At 68.4% G+C, this 23,738-nt stretch carries 16 protein-coding genes and 1 tRNA gene; 5 read left to right on the forward strand and 12 right to left on the reverse strand.

Annotated features, from left to right (window positions below; translation table 11 throughout):
* Window positions 1-8 precede the first annotated feature (8 nt).
* From VD659_RS00630 to VD659_RS00655, 6 genes are all read right to left on the reverse strand, one after another.
* Window positions 9-3,209: a GH92 family glycosyl hydrolase gene (locus VD659_RS00630; RefSeq protein ID WP_423259168.1), complete on the reverse strand. Its 3,201-nt coding sequence runs from the start codon at window positions 3,207-3,209 to the stop codon at window positions 9-11.
* 3 nt (window positions 3,210-3,212) lie between these two features.
* Window positions 3,213-4,130 (reverse strand): carbohydrate ABC transporter permease, encoded by a 918-nt coding sequence (locus VD659_RS00635; RefSeq protein ID WP_423259169.1) that lies wholly within the window; start codon window positions 4,128-4,130, stop codon window positions 3,213-3,215.
* Window positions 4,127-5,059, reverse strand: a complete 933-nt coding sequence (locus VD659_RS00640) for a carbohydrate ABC transporter permease (RefSeq protein ID WP_423259170.1) — start codon at window positions 5,057-5,059, stop codon at window positions 4,127-4,129. The genes VD659_RS00635 and VD659_RS00640 overlap by 4 nt, the downstream gene beginning before the upstream one ends.
* Before the next feature lie 83 nt (window positions 5,060-5,142).
* The gene (locus VD659_RS00645; RefSeq protein WP_423259171.1) at window positions 5,143-6,531 is read right to left on the reverse strand and encodes an ABC transporter substrate-binding protein; all 1,389 of its coding nucleotides are present in this window, start codon (window positions 6,529-6,531) and stop codon (window positions 5,143-5,145) included.
* A gap of 91 nt (window positions 6,532-6,622) precedes the next feature.
* Entirely contained in the window at window positions 6,623-9,652 is a 3,030-nt protein-coding gene (locus tag VD659_RS00650) for an alpha-mannosidase (protein ID WP_423259172.1), read from the reverse strand.
* A gap of 23 nt (window positions 9,653-9,675) precedes the next feature.
* Window positions 9,676-11,916, reverse strand: a complete 2,241-nt coding sequence (locus VD659_RS00655) for an FAD-dependent oxidoreductase (RefSeq protein ID WP_423259173.1) — start codon at window positions 11,914-11,916, stop codon at window positions 9,676-9,678.
* A 168-nt stretch (window positions 11,917-12,084) separates the two neighbouring features.
* Here VD659_RS00655 and VD659_RS00660 point away from each other — a divergent pair, with 168 nt between their 5' ends.
* Window positions 12,085-13,254 (forward strand): ROK family protein, encoded by a 1,170-nt coding sequence (locus tag VD659_RS00660; protein WP_423259174.1) that lies wholly within the window; start codon window positions 12,085-12,087, stop codon window positions 13,252-13,254.
* Between the two features lie 9 nt (window positions 13,255-13,263).
* Here the strand turns inward: VD659_RS00660 and VD659_RS00665 are convergent, their stop codons facing one another.
* On the reverse strand, window positions 13,264-15,126 hold the full coding sequence (locus tag VD659_RS00665; protein WP_423259175.1) for a glycoside hydrolase family 97 catalytic domain-containing protein: 1,863 nt from the start codon (window positions 15,124-15,126) through the stop codon (window positions 13,264-13,266).
* Between the two features lie 136 nt (window positions 15,127-15,262).
* Between VD659_RS00665 and VD659_RS00670 the strand changes: the two genes are divergently transcribed.
* Both VD659_RS00670 and VD659_RS00675 read left to right on the forward strand, forming a co-directional pair.
* Window positions 15,263-16,024, forward strand: a complete 762-nt coding sequence (locus VD659_RS00670; protein WP_423259176.1) for a hypothetical protein — start codon at window positions 15,263-15,265, stop codon at window positions 16,022-16,024.
* A 198-nt stretch (window positions 16,025-16,222) separates the two neighbouring features.
* Window positions 16,223-17,740 (forward strand): fibronectin type III domain-containing protein, encoded by a 1,518-nt coding sequence (locus VD659_RS00675; RefSeq protein WP_423259177.1) that lies wholly within the window; start codon window positions 16,223-16,225, stop codon window positions 17,738-17,740.
* A 138-nt stretch (window positions 17,741-17,878) separates the two neighbouring features.
* On the opposite strand, the gene VD659_RS00680 is transcribed toward VD659_RS00675, so the two are convergent.
* Both VD659_RS00680 and VD659_RS00685 read right to left on the reverse strand, forming a co-directional pair.
* Window positions 17,879-18,814, reverse strand: a complete 936-nt coding sequence (locus tag VD659_RS00680; RefSeq protein ID WP_423259178.1) for a quinone oxidoreductase family protein — start codon at window positions 18,812-18,814, stop codon at window positions 17,879-17,881.
* A gap of 43 nt (window positions 18,815-18,857) precedes the next feature.
* Complete coding sequence (locus tag VD659_RS00685; protein WP_423259179.1) at window positions 18,858-19,991, reverse strand: FAD-dependent oxidoreductase; 1,134 nt, start codon at window positions 19,989-19,991, stop codon at window positions 18,858-18,860.
* A gap of 101 nt (window positions 19,992-20,092) precedes the next feature.
* Between VD659_RS00685 and VD659_RS00690 the strand changes: the two genes are divergently transcribed.
* Entirely contained in the window at window positions 20,093-20,764 is a 672-nt protein-coding gene (locus tag VD659_RS00690; protein ID WP_423259180.1) for a TetR/AcrR family transcriptional regulator, read from the forward strand.
* 125 nt (window positions 20,765-20,889) lie between these two features.
* On the opposite strand, the gene VD659_RS00695 is transcribed toward VD659_RS00690, so the two are convergent.
* A complete protein-coding gene (locus VD659_RS00695; RefSeq protein WP_423259181.1) occupies window positions 20,890-21,702 on the reverse strand; it encodes an SDR family NAD(P)-dependent oxidoreductase in 813 nt (270 codons plus the stop codon).
* On the reverse strand, window positions 21,695-22,303 hold the full coding sequence (locus VD659_RS00700; RefSeq protein WP_423259182.1) for a TetR/AcrR family transcriptional regulator: 609 nt from the start codon (window positions 22,301-22,303) through the stop codon (window positions 21,695-21,697). The genes VD659_RS00695 and VD659_RS00700 overlap by 8 nt, the downstream gene beginning before the upstream one ends.
* 89 nt (window positions 22,304-22,392) lie before the next feature.
* On the opposite strand from VD659_RS00700, the gene VD659_RS00705 reads away from it, so the two are divergent.
* The gene (locus VD659_RS00705; protein ID WP_423259183.1) at window positions 22,393-23,100 is read left to right on the forward strand and encodes an SDR family oxidoreductase; all 708 of its coding nucleotides are present in this window, start codon (window positions 22,393-22,395) and stop codon (window positions 23,098-23,100) included.
* 497 nt (window positions 23,101-23,597) lie between these two features.
* Here the strand turns inward: VD659_RS00705 and VD659_RS00710 are convergent.
* Window positions 23,598-23,669, reverse strand: a tRNA-Gln gene (locus tag VD659_RS00710).
* Window positions 23,670-23,738: the final 69 nt, after the last annotated feature.

A 23,738-nucleotide genomic window follows, 5' to 3' on the forward strand; every position in this document is an offset into this window, starting at 1 on the left:
GAATACTCTCAGCCGAGGAACTCGAGCTGGCGCAGGTCGAGAGCTTCACTGCCCGCCACCGTCAGGCGCACCCGCGCGAACGCGCCCTCCGCGGCGGCCTCGAAGGCTCGGGTCTGCTGCGGCCAGCGGAATCGCTGATCGAGCCTCTCGTCGACCACCCGCCACACTCCGTCGGCATCAGCGGCCTCGATCACCCAGGATGCACAGCTCACCGGATCGCCGAGAGTCACGGTGTAGAGGTCCAGCACCGCGGGAACGGGGAATTCGTGCTCGATGCTCTCACCCGGCTCCAGCACCACCCCGGTGCTGGAGTCGTCGTCGAACGGCGAATCCTCGACGCGGGCTGTGCGGTCGAGCAGAAGCGGGGGAAGACTGGCGGAGAGGCTGTGCGAGAACGGCGCGTCGTGCGGCTCGACAGCTCGCGAGACCGGCGTCGAGACGAGGTCGATGACAATCTCCACGCCCGTGCGAACCAGCGCGACCGGAATCGAAGCCTTCTCCCAGGGCTGCCCGTCGACAGTGACGCTCCGGATGAACGTCGCCGAGGGGCTGAGGCCTCGAGCCAGGATCGAGGTCTGCCGTCCGTCGGGAAGACGGATGACCGAGCGCTCCACCGCGGGGGCGGTGATCAGGTACTCGCCCGAAGCCGGCGTCAGAGGGTACAGGCCGATGCTCGCGAAGAGGTACCACGCCGACATCTCGCCGTTGTCCTCGTCGCCCGGATAGCCCTGCCCGATGTCGGAGCCAAGGAACAACCGTCGTATGCACTCGCGCACGATCGCCTGTGTCTTGTGCGGAGCATCCGTGAACGCGTACAGGAACGGGATGTGGTGCGCGGGCTGGTTGGACAGACCGAGCATGCCGAGCCGCACATCACGAGCCTCCGTCATCTCGTGGATCACCCGGCCGTACGATCCGGCGATCGCGGCAGCTCCCGACTCAGGAGTGGCGAAGAATTCGTCGAGTTTCGCCTCGAGCCCCGCACGACCGCCATGCAGATCCGAGAGTCCGGCGCCGTCGTGCGGCACCGAGAAGGCCATCCCCCACCCGTTCGTCTCCGTGTAGTCACCGCCCCAGACAGCCGGGTCGTACCCGCCCGCCTCGACGCGCGCCGATCCGTCGTCATCCCGGCCCACGAAGAATCCCGACTCGGGCTGGAACAGCCGCCGGTAGTTGCGCGCACGGTTGCCGAAGTACCTCTCGTTCGCGGCGATCTCCACGCGGCGAGCATGCCCGCCGGGCAGCCGCTCCAGAAGCGCTGCCGACAGTCGGGAGATGCCGAAGTCGTTCAGTGCGCTCTCCAGCGACCAGGAGAGTCCCTCGTGCACCGCCGTCGAGACGTAGCCGCAGAACACCGCACGGTGGTTCGCGGCGCGTCCCACCTCAGTGCGATCGCTCACCGTCGTGGCATTGCGCAGCGCCGAGTCGTAGGCGGCCTCCCAATCGGCGAGCTCGACTCCCGACGCAACGGCATCCGCGATCACGATGTCGCTGCTCGTGCCGACCATGCAGTCGGTGGCTCCCGGTGCCGACCAGCGCTCGATCCAGCCCGCCGCGCGGAAATGTTCCACGAAGCCGTCCAGCATGACGGATGCCCGATCCGGTTCGAGGAGGAAGTATGCCGGCCACGCCGTGCGATAGGTGTCCCAGAATCCGTTGTTCACGAACGAGCGGCCCGGTCGTACCTCACAACCCGTGTGCCGTTCGCCGTGGGCTCTCGGCGCGGAGCCGGCCACGTCGGCATACGCCCACCGGGGCTCGTGCGCCGTTCCGATGTTCTCACCGGCATGACTGGGGTAGAGGAACAGACGATACAGGCTCGAGACGAAGTCGATCCGCTGCGCCTCGCTGCCGCCGTCGATGGTGAGCACCGACAACTGGTCCTGCCAGCACTCCCGGGCGTCGTCGACCAGGTCATCGAATCCGGCCGAGGCCGGCGCTTCCTGGCCGAGCGCCGCCAGAGCCTGATCGACGCCGATGAACGAGGTGGCGATGCGCGCAACTACCTCGTTGCTCGCGCTCTCGAACTCGAACTCGAGCATTGCCGAGACCCGAGGACGCTCGGCGACCGCGGCTCGGCGCACGGCCGCGAGCGGCTGATCGAAGGCGATCGCGAAGTACATCCGGGAGGAGTTGGAGGGCACACGGTCGGTCTTCGAGTCCGTGTAGCCGGTGACCGGGGCCAGCCGATCCGCAGCGTCGAAGACCAGGGAGCCGCGGTCATCGGGCTGGTCGAGCAGAACTCCACCCCCACGGGGCAGAGTCAAGCGCATGATCACCACGTGATCGGTCGCGGTCATCTCGGCGGCGACACCGTCACCCAGCTCCACTGCATAGTAGTGTGCCCGGGCCGTCTCGTCCGCGTGCCGGAACGGGCGGGCACGCCGCGGCCCCGTTGCATCGGAGAGGGAGACGTCGGCCATAGGCATCAGCTGGACCATTCCGCGGTCGCCGATCCACGGGCTCGGGGTGTGGGACACGGCCAGCGCCTGCAGAGCAGGGCGGTTGTCGGGCCCGTTGCCGGCATGGTATTGATACTGCCACTCGAAGCTCGCGGCATCCGTCACCGGGATGCCCAGATTGAAGCCGTGCGGCCGGGCGACGGCCGGAACCGTGTTACCGCGCGAGGCCTCACCGGAGGAGTGCGATCCGCGGCGGGTGTCGACCAGGTCGGTGAGTCGGTCCGCCTGTGGCCGAACGGCCTCGATCGCGATGTCGCTGATCCAGCCGTGCACCGAATACGGTGCGGCGCCGACGGCCTCGGCGACCACCCAGACACCCGCCACCCGCCGCCCGGCCACCGCGTCGAGCGGGAAGGTACGACGATTCCACTGGTCCGGAGTCACACTGCGCGAGTCGAAGCGCTGCGCGGCCGACGGACCGTAGCCTGCCTCGTCCTCGACGGGGTGCCCGCTCAGCCAGCTTCCGTCGTCGAACTCGAGGTCGATGGCGACCGCCGTGGCCTCGAATCCCTCCCCCGCCGCCGCGCCGGCGCGGAAGGCCGGGAACACGGCGTACGAAATACTCGTGCCGGGCACGATCAGCGCATCCGTCACCCCGGGCACCTCCACGGGCGCCCGCCAGAGGCTGCCGATGACCTCCTCGCCCACCCCCACGGCGTAGGAGAATGAATGCGTCGACAGCAGGCCGACGCCGGGTTTCGACGCCGGAGCCTGGTCCGGCCCGCGCGCCGGTGCGATGCGGAGCACCCGTCAGCCCTTGATCGCGCCGGCCTGGCCGGCACTGCGCAGGAACTGCTTCTGGAACACGAGGAAGAGCAGCAAGGGGATGATCACGGAGATGAACATCCCCGCGATCAGCACCGCGGTCTCGGCCGTGTTGGCCGCCTTGTACAGCACCACCGACAGCGGCTGCACGCCAGCTGACGGCAACACCAGCAGCGGCCAGAGGAACTCCTTCCATGCCGAGACCAGGGTGAGGAGCGAGACCACTCCAATGATCGGTTTCGACATCGGCAGCACGATGCGCCAGAACACGTCGAGGGCGTTCGCCCCGTCGACCCGCGCCGCCTCGAAGACCTCCTTCGGCAGGCCCTCGAAGAAGTTTTTCACCAGCAGCACGTTGAACGCCGTCGCAGCGGAGGGCAGCCAGACCGACCAGAACGTGTCGATCAGGTTGGCGTGGATCAGCGGCACGTCGATCACTGTCAGGTAGAGCGAGACGAGCGAGACGATGCTCGGAATGAACAGGGTCGCGAGTACCATCGCCGTGAGGACCCGCGCATAGCGCGGCCGGAGGATCGCGAGGGCGTATCCGCCCGTGAGCGCCACGAGCAGGCCGAAGAACCAATTGCCCAGGGCGATCAGCACCGTGTTGGCGAGAGCCCTGCCCACGTCGATCCCGTTCCAGGCCTGCACGAGGTTGTCCCATTGGATGCCGCTCGGCCACCAGGCGAACGGCTCACGCAGGATGTCCTGCGTTGTCGAGACCGCAGACTTGGCCAGCCACAGGATCGGGCCCGCCGCCACCAGCGCGAGCGTTCCGATCACGACGATGCTGAGCACCAGGAGCCCGAGACGCACGGACGGGCGGCTGCGTTCGCTGGGCGAGATAATCCCGCGGTCGATGTCGGGATCCGTGCCCTCAACGGGGTTCTTCGGGATCGTCATGTGCGGTTCCATTTCCTCGTCGCCCACAGGTACACCGCCGACAGCATGGAGAGCAGCAGAGCGAGCAGCAGACTCAGCGCCGTGGCCTTGCCGTAGTCGCCGATGACGAAGGCGTAGCGGAAGATCAGCATCAGCACAGTGAGCGTGCTGTTGTTCGGGCCTCCGCCGGTCATCACGAAAGGCTCTGTGAACACTTGGAAAGTGCCGATCACCTGCAGGATGAGCATCAGCAGGATCACGGTGCGCAAATGCGGAAGGGTGATGTGCCAGGCGCGCTTCGCGATACCGGCGCCGTCGAGTTCGGCCGCTTCGTACAGTTCAGGGGGTGCCGACATGAGAGCCGCGAGGTAGATGATGGTAGTCGTTCCGAAGCCGGCCCAGGTGGCCTGCACGACGATGCTCGGCATCGCCATCGCGGCGCTCTGCAGCCAGGGCAACGGCCCGATTCCGACCCAGCCCAGAACGGTGTTGAGCAGACCGTTCGGACTCGGATCGAAAATCTGCTTCCAGAGCAGCACAGCCACGACGGGTGGGATGATCACCGGGATGTAGACGAGCACGCTCGCGAGGCCTCTGGTGCGGCGCAGCTCGCCGATGAACACAGCCAGCAGGATCGGCACGGGGAAGCCGATCAGCACCGCCAGAATGGTGAACCAGAGTGTGTTCCATGCTGCGGTCGGCAGCAGCGGATCGGCGAACACACGCGCGAAGTTGTCGAAGCCGACCCACGTGGCCGGAGTCACCAGGTTCGTGTGCTGGAAGCTCAGCACGAGACTCCGGGAGATCGGCCACCAGCTGAAGAGGGCGAAGATCACCAGCAGGGGAAGCGTGAACAGCAGGTTGCCTGCTCCCCCGCCGCGGTACCAGCGCACGAGCGCGTGTGCAGGTCCGCGGCGTCGCCGCGTCGCTGTCGTCGGTCGGTTGGTCATTGTCCCTCGTCCATGGTCCCTCGTTCGTGTCGACGGGCGTGAGGGAGGATCGCCCTCCCTCACGCCCGGGCGTCGATCGGCCGTCACTGCGCCGAGTCGATGAGCCCCTGCACCGTCGTCTGGGCGCCGGTGACGACGCCCGGTATGTCCGTGCTCTCGTCGGTGAAGACCTGCTGCACCACGGCGTCGAGCGTGGAATAGGTCTCCTGCGCGGCGACCCTCGGCTCGCCGAGGATCGGTAACTGGCTCAGGCTGTCGAAGTAGGCCGTGAAGTGATCCCGATCGACCGTGATGTACGGGGCGATCCACTCCAGGTACTGGTCGTAGACGGCCGGGGTGAAGAGCTGCACTTCCGGAGCCCCGACCGGAAGCCCGCCGGCCTTCGACTTCTCGGCATACTGCACGGCCGCATCCTTGTCGAGGAAGCGGTTAAGGTAACGGAACTTGTCCCACTGCAGGGCCGCAGCCGTCTCGTTCGCTGTCGCCGTGGGGCTGATCACCGAGATGTCGCCGCCGCCGAGCGTTCCGAGGCCATCAGCGGCCTGCGGCAGGGGCGCGATGCCCAGATCATCGGCCGGCATCTTGCGGTTGCCCACCACGTCGCGGTAGAGGTCCGCCCCGAGCACGGTTTGGCCGATCTGGCCCGACGCGAGCGCGGTACGCATGTCATCGGCGCTCAGCAGGAAATTGCTTCCCGCGGCATCCATTTTCCACCGCACGTTCTGCAGGAACTGGAGTGCGTCGGTGACGCCGGACGAGTCGACGGTGGCGGTGACCGTGTCGCCCTTGGTCTCCTGCAGCTCACTGCCGAAAGAGTACGACATGGCCGACAGTGACCATCCTCCCGAGCCGTTCGTGGTGGGGAGCACGAAGCCGGCGGCGTCGGTGGCATCGGCGATCGCCTTGGCGTTCTTGGCGACGGCGTCCCAGGTGGTGGGCGGTGCGTCCGGGTCGAGGCCGGCACGGGCGTAGAGCGAACGATCGTAGATGAGCGCCATCGTGTACGCCGCGGTCACGACGCCGAACGACGCGCCGTCGGCGTTCTTCGTCTGGGCCTGGATGTCGGGGTCGAGCTGGGCGAGCACGTCATCGGCGGCGATCGCCTCGCTGATGTCCTTCACCTGGCCGTTCGCGATGAGCTGCTGGATGTTGGTGTACGGCACGATCATCGTCGTCGGCATCGAGCCGCCCGCCACCAGCGCGGAGAAGGTGGACGGGTCGAACTTCGTCTCGACACCCTGGACCGTGATGTTGGGATGCGCGGCCTCGAACGCCTCGACCTGATTGTTGAACAGCTCGAGGTTGGAGGCCTGGTCCTTGGTCGGCATATTACCGACCACGATGGTCACCGGCGCGGTGGGGTCGGCAGTCTCCGCCGCGGTGCCCCCGCCTGCAGAGCAGGCGGTCAGCGATACCGCTGCGAGCACGAAAGCGGTGACCCCCGCCGTCGCGCGTGTGCTGTGTTTCGACATCAATACTCCTTTGTACTCGGATCGTCCATGCAGGCGGACGTCTACATCGTCGTCCGCGGAAGCGACTTTGTCAAGTTTACGGATAAACACATCACAGACGAGGGATCCGCACGGTCGCGAGCTGGAAGGGCCCCAGCGAGAGCGTGATGCGCCCCGGTCCGAAAGCGACGGTCTCGCGACCGGAATCCCTCTCCAGCAGGTCGACGAGACGGGGCGTCCCGGCGTCGAAATCCGCCGTCACCGTGACCTCGGCACGAGCGCCCTCCGACTCGTACACCCGCACCACCACGTCTCCTCCGCCATCCTCGGCCAGCTTCACGCTGGAGACGCTCACGCCAGGATGAGAGACCGAGATCACCGGCGCGACGGGATGCCCTCCGCGCACGCGCCTCCGCGGCAGATTCAGGGCGGTCCCCTCCCGCACGGCATCCCGGATGCCCGCCCCGGGGCGCACAGCGAACCGGATCACGTGCTCGCCCTGATCGGCGCCGGGATCGGGGAACTCCGGAGATCGCAGCAGGGAGAGCCCCACCGCCACCACCGTGCGCCGACCGTCAACGGTGTGCCGCGTCACGTCGTGTCCATACGTCGACTCATTGGCGATCGCGACGCCGTAACCCGGCTCGGCCACGTGGATCCACCGGTGCGCGCTCACCTCGAAGCGCGCCGCATCCCAGGAGGTGTTGACATGGGTGGGACGGAAAACATGCCCGAACTGCGTCTCGGCCGCGAACCGGTCGGCATGGACGTCGATCGGAAACACCAGTTTCAGCAGCTTGTGCTTCTCCTTCCAGTCGATCGTGTTCTCGATCGCGAGCGATCCGGCGCCGCGCTCGAGCCGCAGCACCTGACTGATCGACGAGGTACCGAATCTGCGCCGGATCGTCAGCGTCACCGCGTCCGGCTCACGTCCGGCCGCGATGGACTCGATCCCGTCGATCGGCCGGGCGGCCCGACGGTAGTGCACGTCGACATCCCAGGCGTCCCAGAGATTCGGGGTGTCGCGGTGCAGCATCAGCACATTGCCGGATTCGCCGGCGGGGATGGCCTCGCGGCCCGACGTCGTGTCGCGGAGGGAGGTGATGTGCCCGAGCTGGTCGACTCCGACTACGATGTGGGAGTTGGAGAGCACGAAGCCGGCCTCGGTCTCGCGAACGTCCAGCTCACCGCCGGCGGGAGCAGGCTCTCCCACCCCCAACGGGAGCACCCCGGCATCGGGGAAGGACCGCGCATTCGCGACGAGCTCCCGCTCCCCTGGCCCGGAGAGCGCGGCGAGCGCGGCGGCGATGATCCGCTCGAGCGTTCGCTCGACGTCCGCATTGGCCTCCTCCACCTCCTGATGCACCCACGCGATCGAGGTGCCCGGCAGGATGTCATGGAACTGATGCAGCAGAACCGTCTGCCAGGCCGCCTCGATCTCCCGGTAGGGATAAGACGCACCGGCGCGCACCGCCGCCGTCGCCGCCCACAGTTCCGCCTCGAGCAGGAGGTTCTCGTTGCGCCGGTTGCCCTGCTTCGTGCGGTGCTGAGAAGTGAGCGACCCCCGATGCAACTCGAGGTACAGCTCTCCCACCCAAACCGGCGGTTCGCCGTACTCGGCCTCTGCTCGCTCGAAGAAGGCCTCGGGTGAGTCGATCTCGACGGTCGGTGAGCCGTCGAGCGACCGGAGACGGCTCGCTGCCGCGAGCATCTCACGGGTGGGCCCTCCGCCCCCGTCACCCCAGCCGAAGGGAACGAGCGACGACCCGGCGGTGCCCTTCTCCTTGAAGTTGCGCTCCGCGTGCGCGAGTTCCGCGCCGGAGAGCTCGGAGATGTACGTGTCCGCAGAGGGGAAGTGGGTGAACACCTGGGAGCCGTCGATGCCCTCCCATAGAAAGCTGGTGTGCGGCATCTCGTTGGTCTGGTTCCAGGAGATCTTCTGGGTCATGAACCAGCGCATTCCGGCCTCGCGAAGGATCTGCGGGATCGCTGCCGAGTAGCCGAAAGTGTCCGGCACCCAGGCCTCCTGGGAGTCGACGCCGAATTCCTCCAGGAAGAAGCGCTTGCCGAGCACCAGCTGGCGCGCCATCGACTCACCGCCGGGCATGTTCATGTCTGGCTCGACCCACATGCCGCCGACGGGGACGAACTGCCCGGTGGCCACCTTCTCCCGGATCCGCTGGAAGAGAGCGGGGTAGTCCCGTTTGATCCAGAACAGCTGCTGCGCCGACGAGCAAGCGAAGCGGTACTCCGGATACTCGTCCATCAGCGCCACGGCGCTGGCGAAGGTCCGAGCGCACTTGCGGATCGTCTCGCGCAGCGGCCACAGCCAGGCGGTGTCGATGTGCGCATGGCCCACCGCGACCACGCGATGCGCACTGGCCGCGGCGGGAGACGACAGTGCGCCGGCGAGTTCCTCGCGCCCCCGAGCGGCGGTGCCGGCCACGTCGTCCGGATCGACGACGTCGATCATCCGCTCGAGAGCGCGGAGGATCTGCCAGCGACGCGAGCCCTCGATGGGCAGCTCGGCCATGAGTCCGCGCAACGTCCAGATATCCTGGGCGAGCTCCCACACCGTGGTGTCGAGCAAGCCGAGGTCGATCTGCCGCACGGTGTAAAGCGGCTCGGCGCCAGCCGTCTCACGATCGCCGAGAGGCGTCGGGCGGAAGGTGTACTCTCCCGCGACATCCGGATTCGCGGCTGCCTCGATGAAGAATTCGTGATCGCGCCGACCCTCAGGCCAGGGCACGTAGGCGCTGCGCGGAGCGATCCCCTTCACCAGGGAGCCGTCGGGCAGAAAGGCCAGCCCCTCGGCCTGGAAACCGGGCCGGTCTCCGTAGAAGCCGAGATCGACCGCCACTTCGAGCCGGGTGCCGGCCGGCAGTCGGCCGTCTTCGAACCACTCGGGCGGGACGGAGCCCCGCACCCGGAACCAGGAGGTCGACCACGGGGCACCCCAGGGGAAGGGCACCTCGACCGCGCGGTACTCGGCGGCGAGCGCCTTGCTGACGGGAACCGGTTCGCCCGGCACGTGCCAGGCCTGAACCTGCAACGGCTTCCGGCGCCGGTAAAGCGCGCCGGGAAGCACATCGTCGATGAAGCGGGTCAGCCGACCCTCGGTGAGCTGACGGTCGTCATGCACAGTGGAACTCCAGTTGTCGGGGATCAGGCGAAGACGCGGAGGGCGCCGACCATGGCATGCGGGTGCCCGTTGGTGGCGGTGACCACCAACCGGAGCCGGTCGGTCTCGACTGGTTCGTCGAAGAGGTGGACGCGGCGCCGACGACGATTGTCCGTCACGGTCGTCATGGTCACCCAGCCCTCGGCCGTGCGGCACTCCACGTGGTAGTCGCGCACGAGAGTAGGGAGCACTCGTTCGGGAGTGCGATGGTGGTGCAGATTGATGAGGTCCTCGTCGACGTCGTCGTTGAACACGAGCTCAACGCGGCCGGCCCGCACGGGCGCGAGCCAGGCCAATTCCAGCACCGCGGCCTCGCCTGCCGGCAGCACGGAGGCCCAGAGGTCAGGGCCGTCGAAGGGCCGCTGCCCGCCACGGATCGCCTGCGAGGGAGAATAGGCCTCGGTCGCCGGCCGGGCCGAGAACACCACGCAGCGGCGACGCAGTTCGAAGGCCGACCAGGCGTTGGACTGAGCCGTGCCGTGCGCGAGCTTCGGGTCACGGCGGAGGAGCCCCATCACGCCGTAGGGCGCGGGACCGGCGACGGAGACGAGCGAGACGCTCGGGTGCGCGCGCAGTACGAGCACGACGGAGCACGGTCGCTCCGGCGAATAGCCGGTGGGGATGTCGATGCTCTGACGAGGTTCGCCCGAGACGCCGACCGAACCGCCCACGATCCGGTCGACGGGGATGTGGTTGAGGCCGTTCCGCGTGCTCCACAACTCCCAGGAGAGCGTGCCGGGCGCCGTGGCTACGACCTCGAACGTCACGGAGTCGAGCCGCGGATCGGCGGGGAGCACAAGTCCGAAGTCTCCTTCGGCGAGGGAGACCAGCTGCTCCCCTGAGGGCGAGCGCGGGACAGCGAGCAAGTCGACGACGCGCGTGGCGGAGGCCGTCGCGGTGCGTGCCAGATCGGCAGGATCGTCCCGGGCGACGCCCAGGATCGATGCATCCGAACGGAGCAGGTGCTGCTGCAACTCATCGATGTGCCTGTTCGCAACCTCACGCGGAGAAACGCCCAGTCGGGCAGCGAGCGCCGCCCCGGCCCCGGCGGCCTCGCCCAGCACCGCGCAGGTGGCCATGACGCGCGTGCTGCCGAAGGCCACGTGCGAGGCCGAGATGTCCCGACCCGCCATGAGCATGTTGTCGACGTTCACCGAGTACAGGGAGCGGAACGGGATCTCGTAGAGGCCCGGCCCGAACAGGTGCGCCGACGGGCCGTCCTCCGCGTACATCCCGCCGGCCGGATGCAGGTCGATCGACCACCCGCCGAAGCCGACCACATCCGGGAACCGCGTCTGGTCGAGGATGTCGCCCTCGGTGAGCACATGGTCGCCGAGGAACCGCCGGTATTCGCGCTTGCCGGGGATAGTGCCGACCCACTCCAGCGTGAGCGTGTCGGCGTCGAACTCGCCCGAGTTCTTGATGTGGTCCCAGATGCCGAACACCACGCCCCAGAGCTCGTCTCTGATGCTCTCGTTGTCGTCGACCGCGTCGAGCTCTCCGCCCCACTCGATCCACCAGTAGTCACAGCCGTTCATCGCCGTGTCGATCTGCCGCCGCACCGGGATGCCGGTGGGCTCGATATCGCGCGCACTGTCCGGAGCCACGAACACGACTGGCTCGCCCGCATCCTTCGTGTAGAGCAGGATCGTGCTGCCGAGCATGTTGTCGTCGGCCACCACGGGCGCGAGCGACTCGCCGAACGACTCCCTCGGCTCGCGTCCTTTAGCGAACCGCGCGCCGGCGAGGGCGCCCACCAGGCCGTCGCCGGAGCAGTCGATGAACACCGGAGACTCGAAGGTGATCAGCCGCTCCGAGCCCATCTGCCATCCGCGCACGGAGCGGATGGTGCGCTGGCGCTCTTCACCCACGGCGTCTACCTCGCGCACATCCGTGTTGAGGTACAGGGCGATGTTTGGCTCCGCGCGCACGAGGTCGAGAACGACGTGGTCCCACAGGACCGGATTGCCTTCGGGGTTGCGCCACTGGTTCTCGAGGAAGAGCTCGCCCATGATGCCAGTCTCACGCGCGTACTTCTGAGCACCGTGAGCGGTGGCACCGACGACCCAGACCCGGATCTCGCTGGACGAGTTGCCCCCGAGAACCGGCCGGTTGTTCACGAGAGCGACGGTGGCGCCGCTCCGGGCGGCAGCGATGGCCGCCGCCACACCGGCGAGCCCGCCGCCGACGACGGTGACGTCGGACCGACACGTGACACGATTCATGTCGGGATGCCTTCCTTACTAATTCCAGATTCCGGATCAACTAGCATCATCGTAGCGGACGCCGGATAAAGTAGGCGAATGACGATGCCTCCACCACCCGGAAGACCGAACGGCCTCCGCCGGGGCACAAACCTCGGGCATGTCGCCGGATTCAACGATTCCGTCATCTTGTCGTACATCCGCGCCGCCAAGTCCGGTACCTCCCGGTCAGAACTCCGGACGGCGACCGGGCTCGCACCTCAATCGGTCTCGGACATCTGCCAGCGCCTGCTCGATCAGGGGCTGATCGCCGAGACCGGAACGTCGACGAAGGGATTCGGCCGGCCCCGCGTCACGCTGGAGATCGTTCCGTCCAGCCGGTATGCCCTCGGCATCCACATCGACCCCGCGACCGTCACCTCTGTGCTGCTCGATCTCGCGGGCGGCCTCGTGGCCCACTACTCGACCGACATCGACCCCGACGACCCTGGGTTGGTGATCGAGCAGATGGCTCCCACCCTTGACGCACTCCTGGATCAGACCGGAGTGGACCGGTCAAGAGTCGTCGGGCTCGGCCTGGCGGTCCCCGGGCCGATCGACGTCGAGGGCGGCACCATGGTCGACCCGCCCCACTTGCCGAAATGGCACCACGAGCGCCTTCGCGAGCGCCTCGGCGCGGCGACCGGCCTGAGCGTCATCGTCGACAAGGACGTGGTGGCCGCCGCCGTCGCGGAGCGCTGGGCGGGCGCGCTGGCCGGTGTCAGCGACGCCGCATTCCTCTATCTGGGCAGCGGCGTGGGCGTCGGCCTCATCACCGACGACCTCGTCGTGCGCGGCCACACGTCCAACGCCGGCGACATCGGTCATCTGATGGTCGACACCATGGGTCCGCTCTGCGACCAGGGGCATCGCGGATGCCTCGGCACGCTCTGCTCGCCTCTGCGCCTCGTGCGAGAGGGCGTCGCTCGTGGCGCACTCGACCCGACCCCGCACGACGGCGAGCTCGGCCACGCGGTGCGCCGATTGGCCGCGCTGCGCGAGCGGGTCGACGGAGGCAACTCCGCGGCCCGCGAGATCGTCGAGGAGACGGCGCACCGACTGGCTCGAGCGGTGGGGATCATCGCCAACATGCACGACACCCAGATGGTGGTGTGCGGCGGCCCCGCCTGGGCGCCGCTGGCCGACCTCTACCTGCCCACCCTGCACGAACAGGCCGCCCGCGCGTTTTCGATGTCGTCGTTGCACGAGCTGGAGGTGTCGGGCACCGACGTGGGGGCGGACGTCGCCGCCATCGGTGCCGCGTGCCTCGTACTCGACGAGCGGTTCGCAACTCGCCCGTCATCGCTGCTGCTCGGCTGAGCTCGCCCGTCAGCGGGGCAGCAGGCGCGCCACAAACCCTCCGCCCGCGCCAAGGGCGGGCCGCACGAACGGCTGCGCAGCGTCCCTCCGTTCCACCACGACGGCATCGCGGGTCTCCCCATCGCCCAGCACCTCCCACACCCCGGCGCCCAGTCCAAGCCGGGCGAGGTCCAGCACTTCGGGCTCCTTGGCCGTGGCGGCGTTGATTCCGGCGATCCACCACTCGTCGCCGGACCGGCGCGCGACGACCGCGCTGTCGCCTGGCTCCCCGGCGAGCCCGACGGTCTCATCCCAGACGACCGGAACGCCGCGGAGCTGCCGTCGCACCGCCTCGGGCGCCGAGAGATACGCCTCGGGTGAGTCAGCGAAGTGCTGCAAACCGCTCTCGAACACGACAGCGAGCGCCAGTTCGTGGGCTGCCGTGGTGAGGTGCGGCCGCACCTTGTCGCTGAAGGTGACCGGGGTGTAATCCATCGAGCCGATGACATTGCGCGTGAACGGCAGGATCGTGTTGTGCCACACCGCCTCCTCGGCGAAGCGGGGCTCGAACAAGTACCACTCCGCACCGCGCACCGCCTCCATGGTGAGAAGGTGTGGCCAGGTGCGGTCCCAGCCGCGCGGGATGGTGCTTCCGTGGAAGTTGACCATCAGACGGGCCTCGGCAGCATCCTCGAGGATGCCGAGGTAGTGCTGGATGCCGAGCTGTTTGTCCGAGTGGAAGAAGTCGACCTTGATTCCGGCGATGCCCCAGCCGGCGATCCTCGCCATCTCCGCGCGCCGCGTGTCAGCACGGTGCATGAGATCGCGTGGCTCCTCAGTGGAGTCGTTGTTGGTGCCGGCCGAGTTGTACCAGAGGAACAACCGAACGCCGCGTTCGGTCGCGTAGTCGACGAGACCGCGGATCTGCTCCTCGCTGTGCACCGTCCAGTTCGCGTCGACGAGCGAGTATTCCCAGCCCATGTCCGATGCCAGGTCCACGTAGCGACGCAGTGCATCGAGATCGCGAGGGCTGTCATTCTCCGACCACCAGCTCCAGGCGGCACGACCGGGCTCCACCCAGGAATCGTCGTCCACCCGCGAAGGAGTGGCGAGATCCCAGACGGCCATCGACTCCACCAGCTCCGGCGCGCTGTCGGCGAGGGCGATGAACCGCCACGGCATCGTCCAGGGCGCGCGAGACGTGGGGTGCACGTCTCCGTACCCCATGCCCTCCTCGGTGACGGACCCGGTGACCGAGTACTCCCGGCCGTCGGGCCTGGAAGCGAGGCGCGTACCCCGGAAGGTGCCGTCGAGGTCGGACTCCGAGATCAGAGCCCATTGCGCCCCGGACTCGAACACGGCCGGGAAGTCCCACGACGATGCCTCGGTCGCCGTGCCGATCTCCACGCCGTTCGCATAGAGGTTCTCGTGGGCCGGGCCGCCGCCGTCCGCGGGTGAGGTGGGCTGCAGCCAGGCGCGACCGGGGTTCACGAAGCGGAAGGTGGTGAGCTCCTCGTCAAGGGTCACCGTCGCGCTAGCGCCGAGCAAGCGGTAGCGGAATGCGGCGGTGTCCGCCGACACACTGAGCTCCACCGCCAGACCGTGTCCTTCAGGATTCGTGACCTCGATCGTCGCCCGCACAGCTCGCACCCGGCGCGAGCGCTGTTTGCCGTGGCGCAGGGTGTAGTCCTGCTCGACGACGGACACCACCGGAGCATGCACCACGACGAGGCCGTCGCGGAACACACGGTCGCGGCAGACGAGCCCCCATCGCGAACGCTCCAGAACGGCGACGCCATTGCGGGTGATTCCATAGAACAGCGCGCCGGCGCCGTCGAGAGTCACGGTGATCGCGACAGAGCCGCACGGGCTCGCCAGAATCCACTCGGTCATGATGAGTATTCCCTTCGAAGCAGGCTTATCACCCTAATGCATTTATCCGCGCTATGGAATAATAAGCGAGCCGGTGATTCCGCAGAGGCCGCTCCGGTAGCGTGTTCGTGCGAGCACGACGAAGAGGAGCGCGGACATGAGCACGATCGATCCGGTTGACGCCCGACGCCGTCGGGAGGCGGCCCGGATCGGGTCGCCGGCGGCCCTGACCGGCGTGGTCATCGGACTCCTGATGATCGCGGTCGGCGCCGCCCTCGAGACACGTGCCCTGTTCGGTTTCGCCGAATTCGACGACATGGCCGCCACCGACCAACCGCCGCTGGCGATCTTCGGGATGATCGTGGGCCTGCCGCTGCTGATCATCGGCTTCCTGGTGCACACCGGCGCCAGCCGCCGCTTCACCGGAAAGCTGCTGTCGGCGCCCGTCGTCGGCCCGGGCTCGATCCTGTTCGTCGGCCTCGCCGCCGGCGCGTGGTGGGGCGTGCTCGCCCTCTCCTCGCCCGGCGCGTTCTGGCTGCTCCCGATCGGCCTCAGCATCCTGGCCGTCGTGTTGCTCCTGATCGGCGCGATCGCCCGCGCCCGCCGGCGCTCGCACAAGGACGTGCTCGCCCACCTGCTCACCCACGGCCGCATCGAGCAGGGCGTCATCGTCGAGATCCCCGAGATCGACCCGAGCTCGGGCGGCTTGCTGGGCACCGTCACCGTCCGATTCACGGATGCCGCGGGCACCGACCGCTGGGTGCAGAAGACCGGTCAGTGGCCCCGCCGCGACCTCCCCGCCACCGGCGACCCCGCGAGCGTTCTCTACGACCCGTCTCGGCCGGCCGACACCTCCCGGATCTGGCTGGCACCAGCCGGCTCCACCACCGCCGCCGACTTCACCCGCTGGCACTCCTGAATCCACTGGCCGCGGCCGAGGCCCCGGTTCTATGCTGGTCTCGCCGCGCATCCGGGGGGATGGCGGGTGCGAAGGGGGACGGACGTGAGCGAGCGTCGGCGGGCTGGGGACGGACGTCGAGTCGGGCGCGCGAGGGCGGTTGCGCTGACCGCGGCGCTGCTTTTGGCCGGCGCGATCACGGCATCGGCAGGCTCGGCCGTGGCCGCCGAACCGCGCGTCGCGATCGGGGCCGCAGCGGCGGACGCGGCAGCAGCAGATGCCGCGCCCCCGGCTCAGCCCGAGATCCCCGTCACCCTCCTCACCGCCGTGACCGGCAGCTACCTCCCCCGCGTGGAGGTCTCGATCAACGGCAGCGACCCCATCCCGATGATGATCGACACGGGAACCAACTTCATGGTGGTGTTCCCGAACGCGATCACGAACCCCACCACCCCGGTGTTCGACACCGGCATCGACCAGAACATCGACTACGACGGTTCCTCGGCCTCCGGCACCATCGCCCGGGCCCGGGTGGAGGTCGGCGGCGTGGTGACGTCCCCCGGCGACGTGGCCTTCCTCGACGCGACCTCCTGCACCCCGCACTGCCTCGGCTACCAGGACGACATCGGCGGCGTGATCGGCATCGGCCAGCGGCTGTCGGATGCGCACAACGCCGGCGATCCGAGGAACGACCTCTTCTCCCCGCTCGCTCAGCTGGGCGACGAGCAGAGCGTCGGCTTCACCGTGGACTTCACCGCCGCGCATCCGGTGATCCGGGTCGGCAGGCCCGCCGACGCGGGTGAGACCGACACCGTTCTGCAGCGCGAGCAGGACGGCGACCGCTTCTACCCGTCGGGCCAGCCGGTCTACTTCGAGCCCGAGGTGTGCTGGTCGATCGAGTTCCAGGGCGACCACGCCAAGGCCTGCAACGACACCGTCTTCGACACCGGGCAGAGCGGTGGCATGATCCGCGGCGAGCAGTTCAAGCCCCTGGTCGACCCGGTGTACTCCACGCCCGAACCCGGCTCGGGCGCCCAGCTCCTCGGCTGGCTGAAGACGGGCGCGACCGTGTCCTGGGCGAGCTCGGCCACCGCCGAACCCTACGCGGAGATCGAGGAGCCGGGCGTCGCGCCCTACCGATACGGCCTGTACACCGAGAACGCGAACCAGACCTTCAACGCGGGCAACGGCTTCTACCTCAAGCATACGATCGGCTTCGACAACACCACCGGGGAGGTCATCATCAGCGCGACGGCGGGAACCCCGACCGGCCCCACCGAGGTGCATGCCGACGCCGGCACGGAGTCGCTCACCGCACACTGGGCGGCCCCGCAGGATGCCGGTGGCTCGGCGATCACGCAGTACCTGATCCGGGTCACGCCGGTCGACGGCGGCGACCCCGTCACGGGGAAGGCCGACGCGGATGCGCGGCACAAGAAGGTGGACGGCCTCGTCGCGGGGAAGGCCTACTGGGTCTCGGTCGCCGCCGTCAACGACGTCGGCACGGGACTGCGCGTGCGGGCCGACTCGCAGGTCATTCCCACGGCCGCGGCGCCCGGGCCGACGCCGCCGGCGACGCCAACCGCCGCGCCCACTCCGGCGGGGACGCCGGCCCCGGCTCTCGCGAACACCGGCGGCGGCGCCGAATCCGCGTCCGGCGTGCTCTGGGGCGTGCTGCTGCTCGGTGGCGCTGGCGCCGCACTCCTGCTGCTCCGCCGCCGGATGCGCCGATCGTGATTCGCTCGGCCGGGGAGCCTCAGGACGGGCCGCCAGTCGCAACCTGTCGTTGCTGCAGGAACGACGCCCATCCCGCATCCGCTCCCCCGACGCTTGCACAGAGGTATATCTCAACGCATGCCAGCACGACCGGTCCGGCTAGCCGAACGTGATGACCAGGCGGCCGCGCAGTCCGCCCGCCTCGGTGCGCAGATAAGCCGACTCGGCCTCGGCTGCCGGCACGGTGCCCGCGACGCGCAACGGCAGCACGCCGTCGGCGGCGTCGGCCGCCAGCCCGCGCAGCCATGCGGTGTTCTGCAGCGCCACGCCGACGCTGACCCGCTCCACCCGGATGCCCCGCTCCGGCTCGGAGCCCTCCCAGCCGCGCAGCACGGCGATCGCTCCCCCGTCGCGGATCGCGCCGAGCGCCGTTCGTGTGACGGTGGCCGTGTCGAGCACCGCATCCACGCCCCCAGGAACGACAGCCCGCACGGCAGCGGAGAAGTCGTCGCTGCGCGGCACCACCAGATCGGCGCCGAACGACCGCACCAGCTCGACGTCGTCGGGCTTCGCGTCGGCGATCACCGTCAGGCCGGCTCGCGCGGCCAGCGGAATGGCCAGCGATGCCAGCTGACCGGCCGCACCGGTGACCGCGAGCGTCGACCCGGCCGGGAGGTCAAGCAGCGCGAGAGCGGCCAGGGCGGTGAGCCCGTTCATCGGCACGGTCGAGGCGTCCACCAGATCGAGGTCGTCGGCGATCGGCACGACGGATGCGGCGGGCACGATCACGAGCTCGGCCTGCGCCCCGCCTTCCGGCCGGCGGGGGAACACCACGGCCATCACGCGCTGACCGGCGTGCAGTCCCTCGACGCCGGGCCCGACGGCCTCGACGAGTCCGGCCGCGTCCATCCCCGCCGTGAACGGCACCTCGACCGAGCCACCGCCGAGCGTCCGCCACATCATCACATCGGCCGGGTTGACGGCGGCCGCGAGAACCCGCAGCAGCACCTCCCCGGCTTCGGGGGCGCGGACGGGCCGGTCGGCGACGGCGAACGCGTCGGCGCCATCGGGTGCCTGGATCAGTACTGCGTGCATTGCGGGTCTTCCGTTTCGATCGGTGTTCGGGTGGTGCAGCGGGTCACTCGGCGGGTGCGCCGGCATAGAGGTCGAGCAGACCCTGCGGGGCGTCGTCGGCGAAGAACCGTTCGTGATTGGTGGCCGACTCCGCCGCGAACTCCTCGCTGCGGGTGAAGAGCTCGGCCTCGTAGGCGGTGAGCGCGCCCTCGACATCGTCCGGATGCGCCACGATCGCCTTGCCGAGCTCGGCGCCGTCGAACATGGCCAGGTTGGCGCCCTCGCCGGCGAACGGCGACATGAGGTGTGCCGCGTCGCCGATCAGGGTGACGCCCGCCACCCGCTCCCACCGGTGGCCCACCGGCAGGGCGTGGATGGCGCGGGGAACGGGAGGCGTGTCACCGTCGGTGATCAGCTCCAGCAGCGCGGGAGCCCAGCCCTCGAACTCGGCGGCCACGCGCGCGGTCGCGGCGGCGGCATCGGAGAAGTCGATCTCGGCGATCCACTCCTGTGGCTTCGTGAGCGCCACGTAGGTGTGCAGCACGTCGCCCGGCTCGCGGTGCGCCATGATGCCCTTGCCCGGCGCCAGCACCGACATCGCCCCGTCGCCCACGGCGGCGGCACTGGCCGGGTGGCGAACGTCGGCGTCGAGCAGGTTCGTCTCGATGAACGAGGTGCCGACGTACCTGGGAACGGCATCGCTCAGCAGCGGCCGGAGCTTCGACCACGCGCCATCCGCTCCCACGAGCAGCTCGGTGGTGACGCTCGAGCCGTCGGCGAAGGTCACTTCGTGGCGTCCCTCCCCCAGCGAGCGCACGTCGACGACCTTGTGGTTCCAGCGGATGATCCCCTCGGGCAGCGAATCGAGCAGGATGCGGCGCAGATCCCCGCGGAGCACCTCGGGCCGCCCGCCCGATCCGTCGTCGGGCTCGTCGAGCAGCACCCCGGCCTGCTGATCGAGCACGCGGGAGGCTTCGCCGCCGAGATGGATGATGGAGCGGAACTCGGCGGTGAGACCGGCGGCCTCGAGCGCGAGCTGCCCGTTGTATTCGTGGATGTCGAGCTGACCGCCCTGCGTGCGGGCCTCGGCCGAAGGTTCGGCCTCGTAGATCGTGGCGGGGACGCCGTGGACGTGCAGGACCCGCGCCAGGGTGAGTCCGCCGAGACCGGCGCCGATGATCGTGACCGGGATGGTCATCTGAATTCCTTTCGTGAGCAGGGCCCTCAGGTCCACCAAGCGTCTGGTACGACGTACCAGTAACTCTGGCACGCCGTACCAGGGTGTGTCAAGATGGGGGCATGACCACGAACCCGCGCACCACGGAACGACGCGAAGGAGCACTCACCCGCGACCGCATCGTCGAAGCCGCGATCGGCCTGCTCGACACGGAGGGCGAGGCCGGGCTCACGTTCCGCGCCCTGGCGAGCCGCCTCGGAACCGGTCACGGCGCCATCCAGTGGCACGTCGCGAACAAAGGCGAGCTGCTGAGGGTCGCCACAGCGACGCTCGTCGAGCGTGCGGTGGGCGATGCCGACCCGGATTCGGAAGCAGCGGCCGACACGATCCACTCGATCGCCCTGGGGCTGTTCGACGCGATCGACGACCACCCGTGGATCGGCGCCCAGCTGGCGCGACCGCCCTGGCAGTCCACCATGCTCGAGATCTTCGAGCGGATCGGCCGGCAGGTGCGGCTGCTCGGTGTGGACGAGCCGGCTCAGTTCACGACGACATCCACCCTGCTGATGTACATCATCGGGGCCGCGGGCCAGAACGCGACCAATTCACGGCTTCCCGGCGGGGTGGTCGATCGCCAGAACGTCCTCGATGAACTGGCCGACGATTGGGCGGGGCTGGATGCCTCGGCCTACGATTTCACGCGCACGATGGCCGAGCCGCTGCGCACGCACGACGACCGCGCCGAGTTCCTCGCCGGGATCGACATCATCCTCGCCGGTGCCGCCACCCGGTGACCTATCACCGCCGGTCCGGTGGACCCGAGCGCACCCGCCAGACAGGGACGAGCAGAGCCAAGGACTCCGCGCCGCGAGCCGAGTCGGCTTCCCCGAGGTCGAGCATTCACTCCTACTGAGGCGGGTCAGTCGGTGAGTTGTTCGCTGATCTCCCAGAGGCGTCTCTGGATGTCGGCGCGGTGGGCGTTCGCGTGGGCTCGCGTTGGGGTGGTGCCGTCGTAGAAGCGGCCGCTGATTCCGGCGAGGGTGGGATCGGTGACGAGTCGGAGTGTTGCGATCAGGCCGGATTCGAGGCTGTCGATGCTGTAGCCGACGGAGTCGAGGACCATTTTGGTTGGCATGTAGGTGGCGGGGTGGAGGCTGTTGACGGTCACCCGTGAAGGGTCGAGGGCTTGCGCGAGCGTGAGGCTGTAGGTCACGATCGCGAGCTTCGACTGGCCGTAGGCGCGTTGCCCGCTGTAGCCGTGGCGGAGGGTGAGGTCGTCGAAGTCGATCGGTGACTGTCCGATCGAGGCGACGTTGACGATTCGGGCGGGGGCACCGGCGTCGAGGAGTGGCAGGAGTCGTTGGGTGAGGGCGAAGGGTGCCAGGTAGTTGACGGCGAAGCGCAGTTCGTTGCCGTCGATGGTGAGCTGGCGGGTGGTGCCGTCGGGTTCTCCGGCTCCGATGCCGGCGTTGTTGACGAGCACGCTGATGTGATCGGTGAGGGAGGATATCTGCTCAGCGAGGCCGCGAACCTGAGCGAGTTCGCTGAGGTCGGCGAGAACAGTGTCGATCCGTGCGGGCAAGGCCGTGAATTCAGCGCGCAGGGCGTCGAGTCGGTGTCGGCTTCGCCCATGGAGTATCAGCCGGATGCTCGGATCGGCCGCCAGATGGGTGGCCAGGGCGCGCCCGAGCCCGTCGGTGGCGCCGGTGATAACGATGGTGGTATCAGGCACGCGAGTCTCTTTCGGTGGCCGGGCCGGAGGTCAGCAGATGCAGGAGCGGCGGGACGTCGTGGGTGTTGAGGGGGCGCTCGGTTGCGAGGAGTCGGTACCAGATGACGCCGAACACGACGTCGGCCATCAGTTCTGTAGTCAGGTGGATGGGTGCGTCGCCGCGACGGGTGGCGCGGTCGAGAATCTCTATGAGGGCGTTGCGCCGTCGGTTGAGAAAGCCGTCGCGGAAGCGGGTAGCGAAGTCGGGATCGATCTGCGCTTCCGCCATCAGGCTTCGCAGCAGCCCCGTGAGTCCGGGGAATTCGAGAAGCGTGAACGAATCGCGGAGGAACTGTTCCAGGTCGCTCCGGTAGGAACCGTGATCTGCGATCGAGACCCGGAGATCGGCCTTCACGGCACCGGCTTCGAGGAGAACGTCGGCTTTGGTGGGCCACCACCGGTAGACGGTCTGCTTGCCGACGCCGGCGCGAGCTGCGATCCCTTCGATGGTCAGCCCGCGATAGCCGACTTCCTGAAGCAGTTCGAACGCGGATGTGAGGATCGCCAGTCGCGATTCCTCGCTGCGTTTGGGCCCGCGACGCGTCGGCTCAGTGTTTGTCATTCAGCCAGTCTAACAAAAGCGAGACGCAACGGGTCGTTTTTCTGTTATCGTTAATGCGAACCGCAACGTCTCGCGAAAGGAGTCGGCTCATGTCCACAACTCTCATCATCGGTGGTAGCTCCGGAATCGGCTTGGCCACCGCCGTGCGGCTCGCCGCGCTCGGAGACACCGTCCACATCGCGGGCCGCAACGCGGACACGCTCTCTGGCGTCAAGGCGACGCACCCGGCTCTCGAGGTGCATGTCCTGGACGCGAACGGTGCCGGCGCGGTCTCCGCTCTCCTCGCTGAGCTGGGCACGGTCGACCGGTTGATCGTGACGTTGAGCGGCAACAAAGGTGCCGGGCCACTCGCGGATCTCGACCTTGCCGTACTGCGCACCGCGTTTGACGAGAAGTTCTGGCCCACCCTCACCGTGGTGAAGGCCGCCGTCCCCCATCTCTCCCAGTCCGGGTCGGTCACCTTGGTGGGTGCGATCACCGCCCGGGCCGGCATGCCTGGTACCGCCGGTATCGGCGCTCTGAACGCTGCAATCGAAGCACTCGTCGCGCCCCTCGCCGCCGAGCTCGCACCCATCCGAGTCAACGCCGTCTCGCCCGGCTACGTCGATACCCCGTGGTGGAACATGATCCCCGACGGTGATCGCGAAGGCCTGTTCGACCAGATCGCCGCCGGGCTGCCGACCAAGAGAATCGCCACTGCGGATGACGTCGCCCAGGTCCTGGTCCTTTTGTCTACCAACCCCAACATCACGGGCACCGTCATTGAGTCTGACGGTGGCGCGCACCTCACCGCGTAGCTCGGTCTCCCCTGCCGGCCGGCAGGTTTCCGCATGCCGGGACGACGATGTGTTTGACCGTCGACCGGTAGGACTCCATCGTGGTGTCCTCGACTGTTTCCGACTGCTCCCTCTCGTACAGGAACTCGTCGCAGGCGTCCGCGATGGTTGGTGTTGCCGGTGCCTTTCAGGCGGCGCGGTTCGCCGAGGTCGTCGCGCATCCTGGCCGTCGCTTGGACCCGTCCGCTGGCCAGTGTTCGGATCTGGGTCGCGCCGATCTGGCCGGGTTCCAGCCATGTCGCACCAGGTCCTGGAACAGGCGAGGACTTCGGGGCGCAGGTAGCGGACGTTGCGGCCGGCGCGTCGCAAGGGTGGGCCGGCGTGGGCTTGCCGCCATTCCTCGATGCTGCGTTGCGGCGAGACCCCTCCGGACGGGGTTGAGGACCCCGTACTCGATTTGCCGGGTATCTCGAAACACAAAACTCCTCTGATTCCCGCGGAATCAAAGGAGTTTCAAGCTGGGGTACCTGGACTCGAACCAAGAACAACTGAACCAGAATCAGCCGTGTTGCCAATTACACCATACCCCACTGGCCCGCACCGAAGCCCGGGCCGACTGTTTACTTTAGCCTACCCGGTGGCCGATTCCCAAAACGAGC

Source organism: Herbiconiux sp. 11R-BC (assembly GCF_049472555.1).
Taxonomy (GTDB): Bacteria; Actinomycetota; Actinomycetes; order Actinomycetales; family Microbacteriaceae; genus Herbiconiux.

Bases quoted from the DNA above. Each gene is read 5' to 3' on its own strand.
- VD659_RS00635 (WP_423259169.1), bottom strand. From the start codon at position 4,130: ATGACGATCCCGAAGAACCCCGTTGAGGGCACGGATCCCGACATCGAC.
- VD659_RS00680 (WP_423259178.1), bottom strand. From the start codon at position 18,814: ATGCACGCAGTACTGATCCAGGCACCCGATGGCGCCGACGCGTTCGCC.
- VD659_RS00690 (WP_423259180.1), top strand. From the start codon at position 20,093: ATGACCACGAACCCGCGCACCACGGAACGACGCGAAGGAGCACTCACC.
- VD659_RS00655 (WP_423259173.1), bottom strand. From the start codon at position 11,916: ATGAATCGTGTCACGTGTCGGTCCGACGTCACCGTCGTCGGCGGCGGG.
- VD659_RS00645 (WP_423259171.1), bottom strand. From the start codon at position 6,531: ATGTCGAAACACAGCACACGCGCGACGGCGGGGGTCACCGCTTTCGTG.
- VD659_RS00700 (WP_423259182.1), bottom strand. From the start codon at position 22,303: ATGACAAACACTGAGCCGACGCGTCGCGGGCCCAAACGCAGCGAGGAA.
- VD659_RS00665 (WP_423259175.1), bottom strand. From the start codon at position 15,126: ATGACCGAGTGGATTCTGGCGAGCCCGTGCGGCTCTGTCGCGATCACC.
- VD659_RS00685 (WP_423259179.1), bottom strand. From the start codon at position 19,991: ATGACCATCCCGGTCACGATCATCGGCGCCGGTCTCGGCGGACTCACC.
- VD659_RS00670 (WP_423259176.1), top strand. From the start codon at position 15,263: ATGAGCACGATCGATCCGGTTGACGCCCGACGCCGTCGGGAGGCGGCC.
- VD659_RS00705 (WP_423259183.1), top strand. From the start codon at position 22,393: ATGTCCACAACTCTCATCATCGGTGGTAGCTCCGGAATCGGCTTGGCC.
- VD659_RS00640 (WP_423259170.1), bottom strand. From the start codon at position 5,059: ATGACCAACCGACCGACGACAGCGACGCGGCGACGCCGCGGACCTGCA.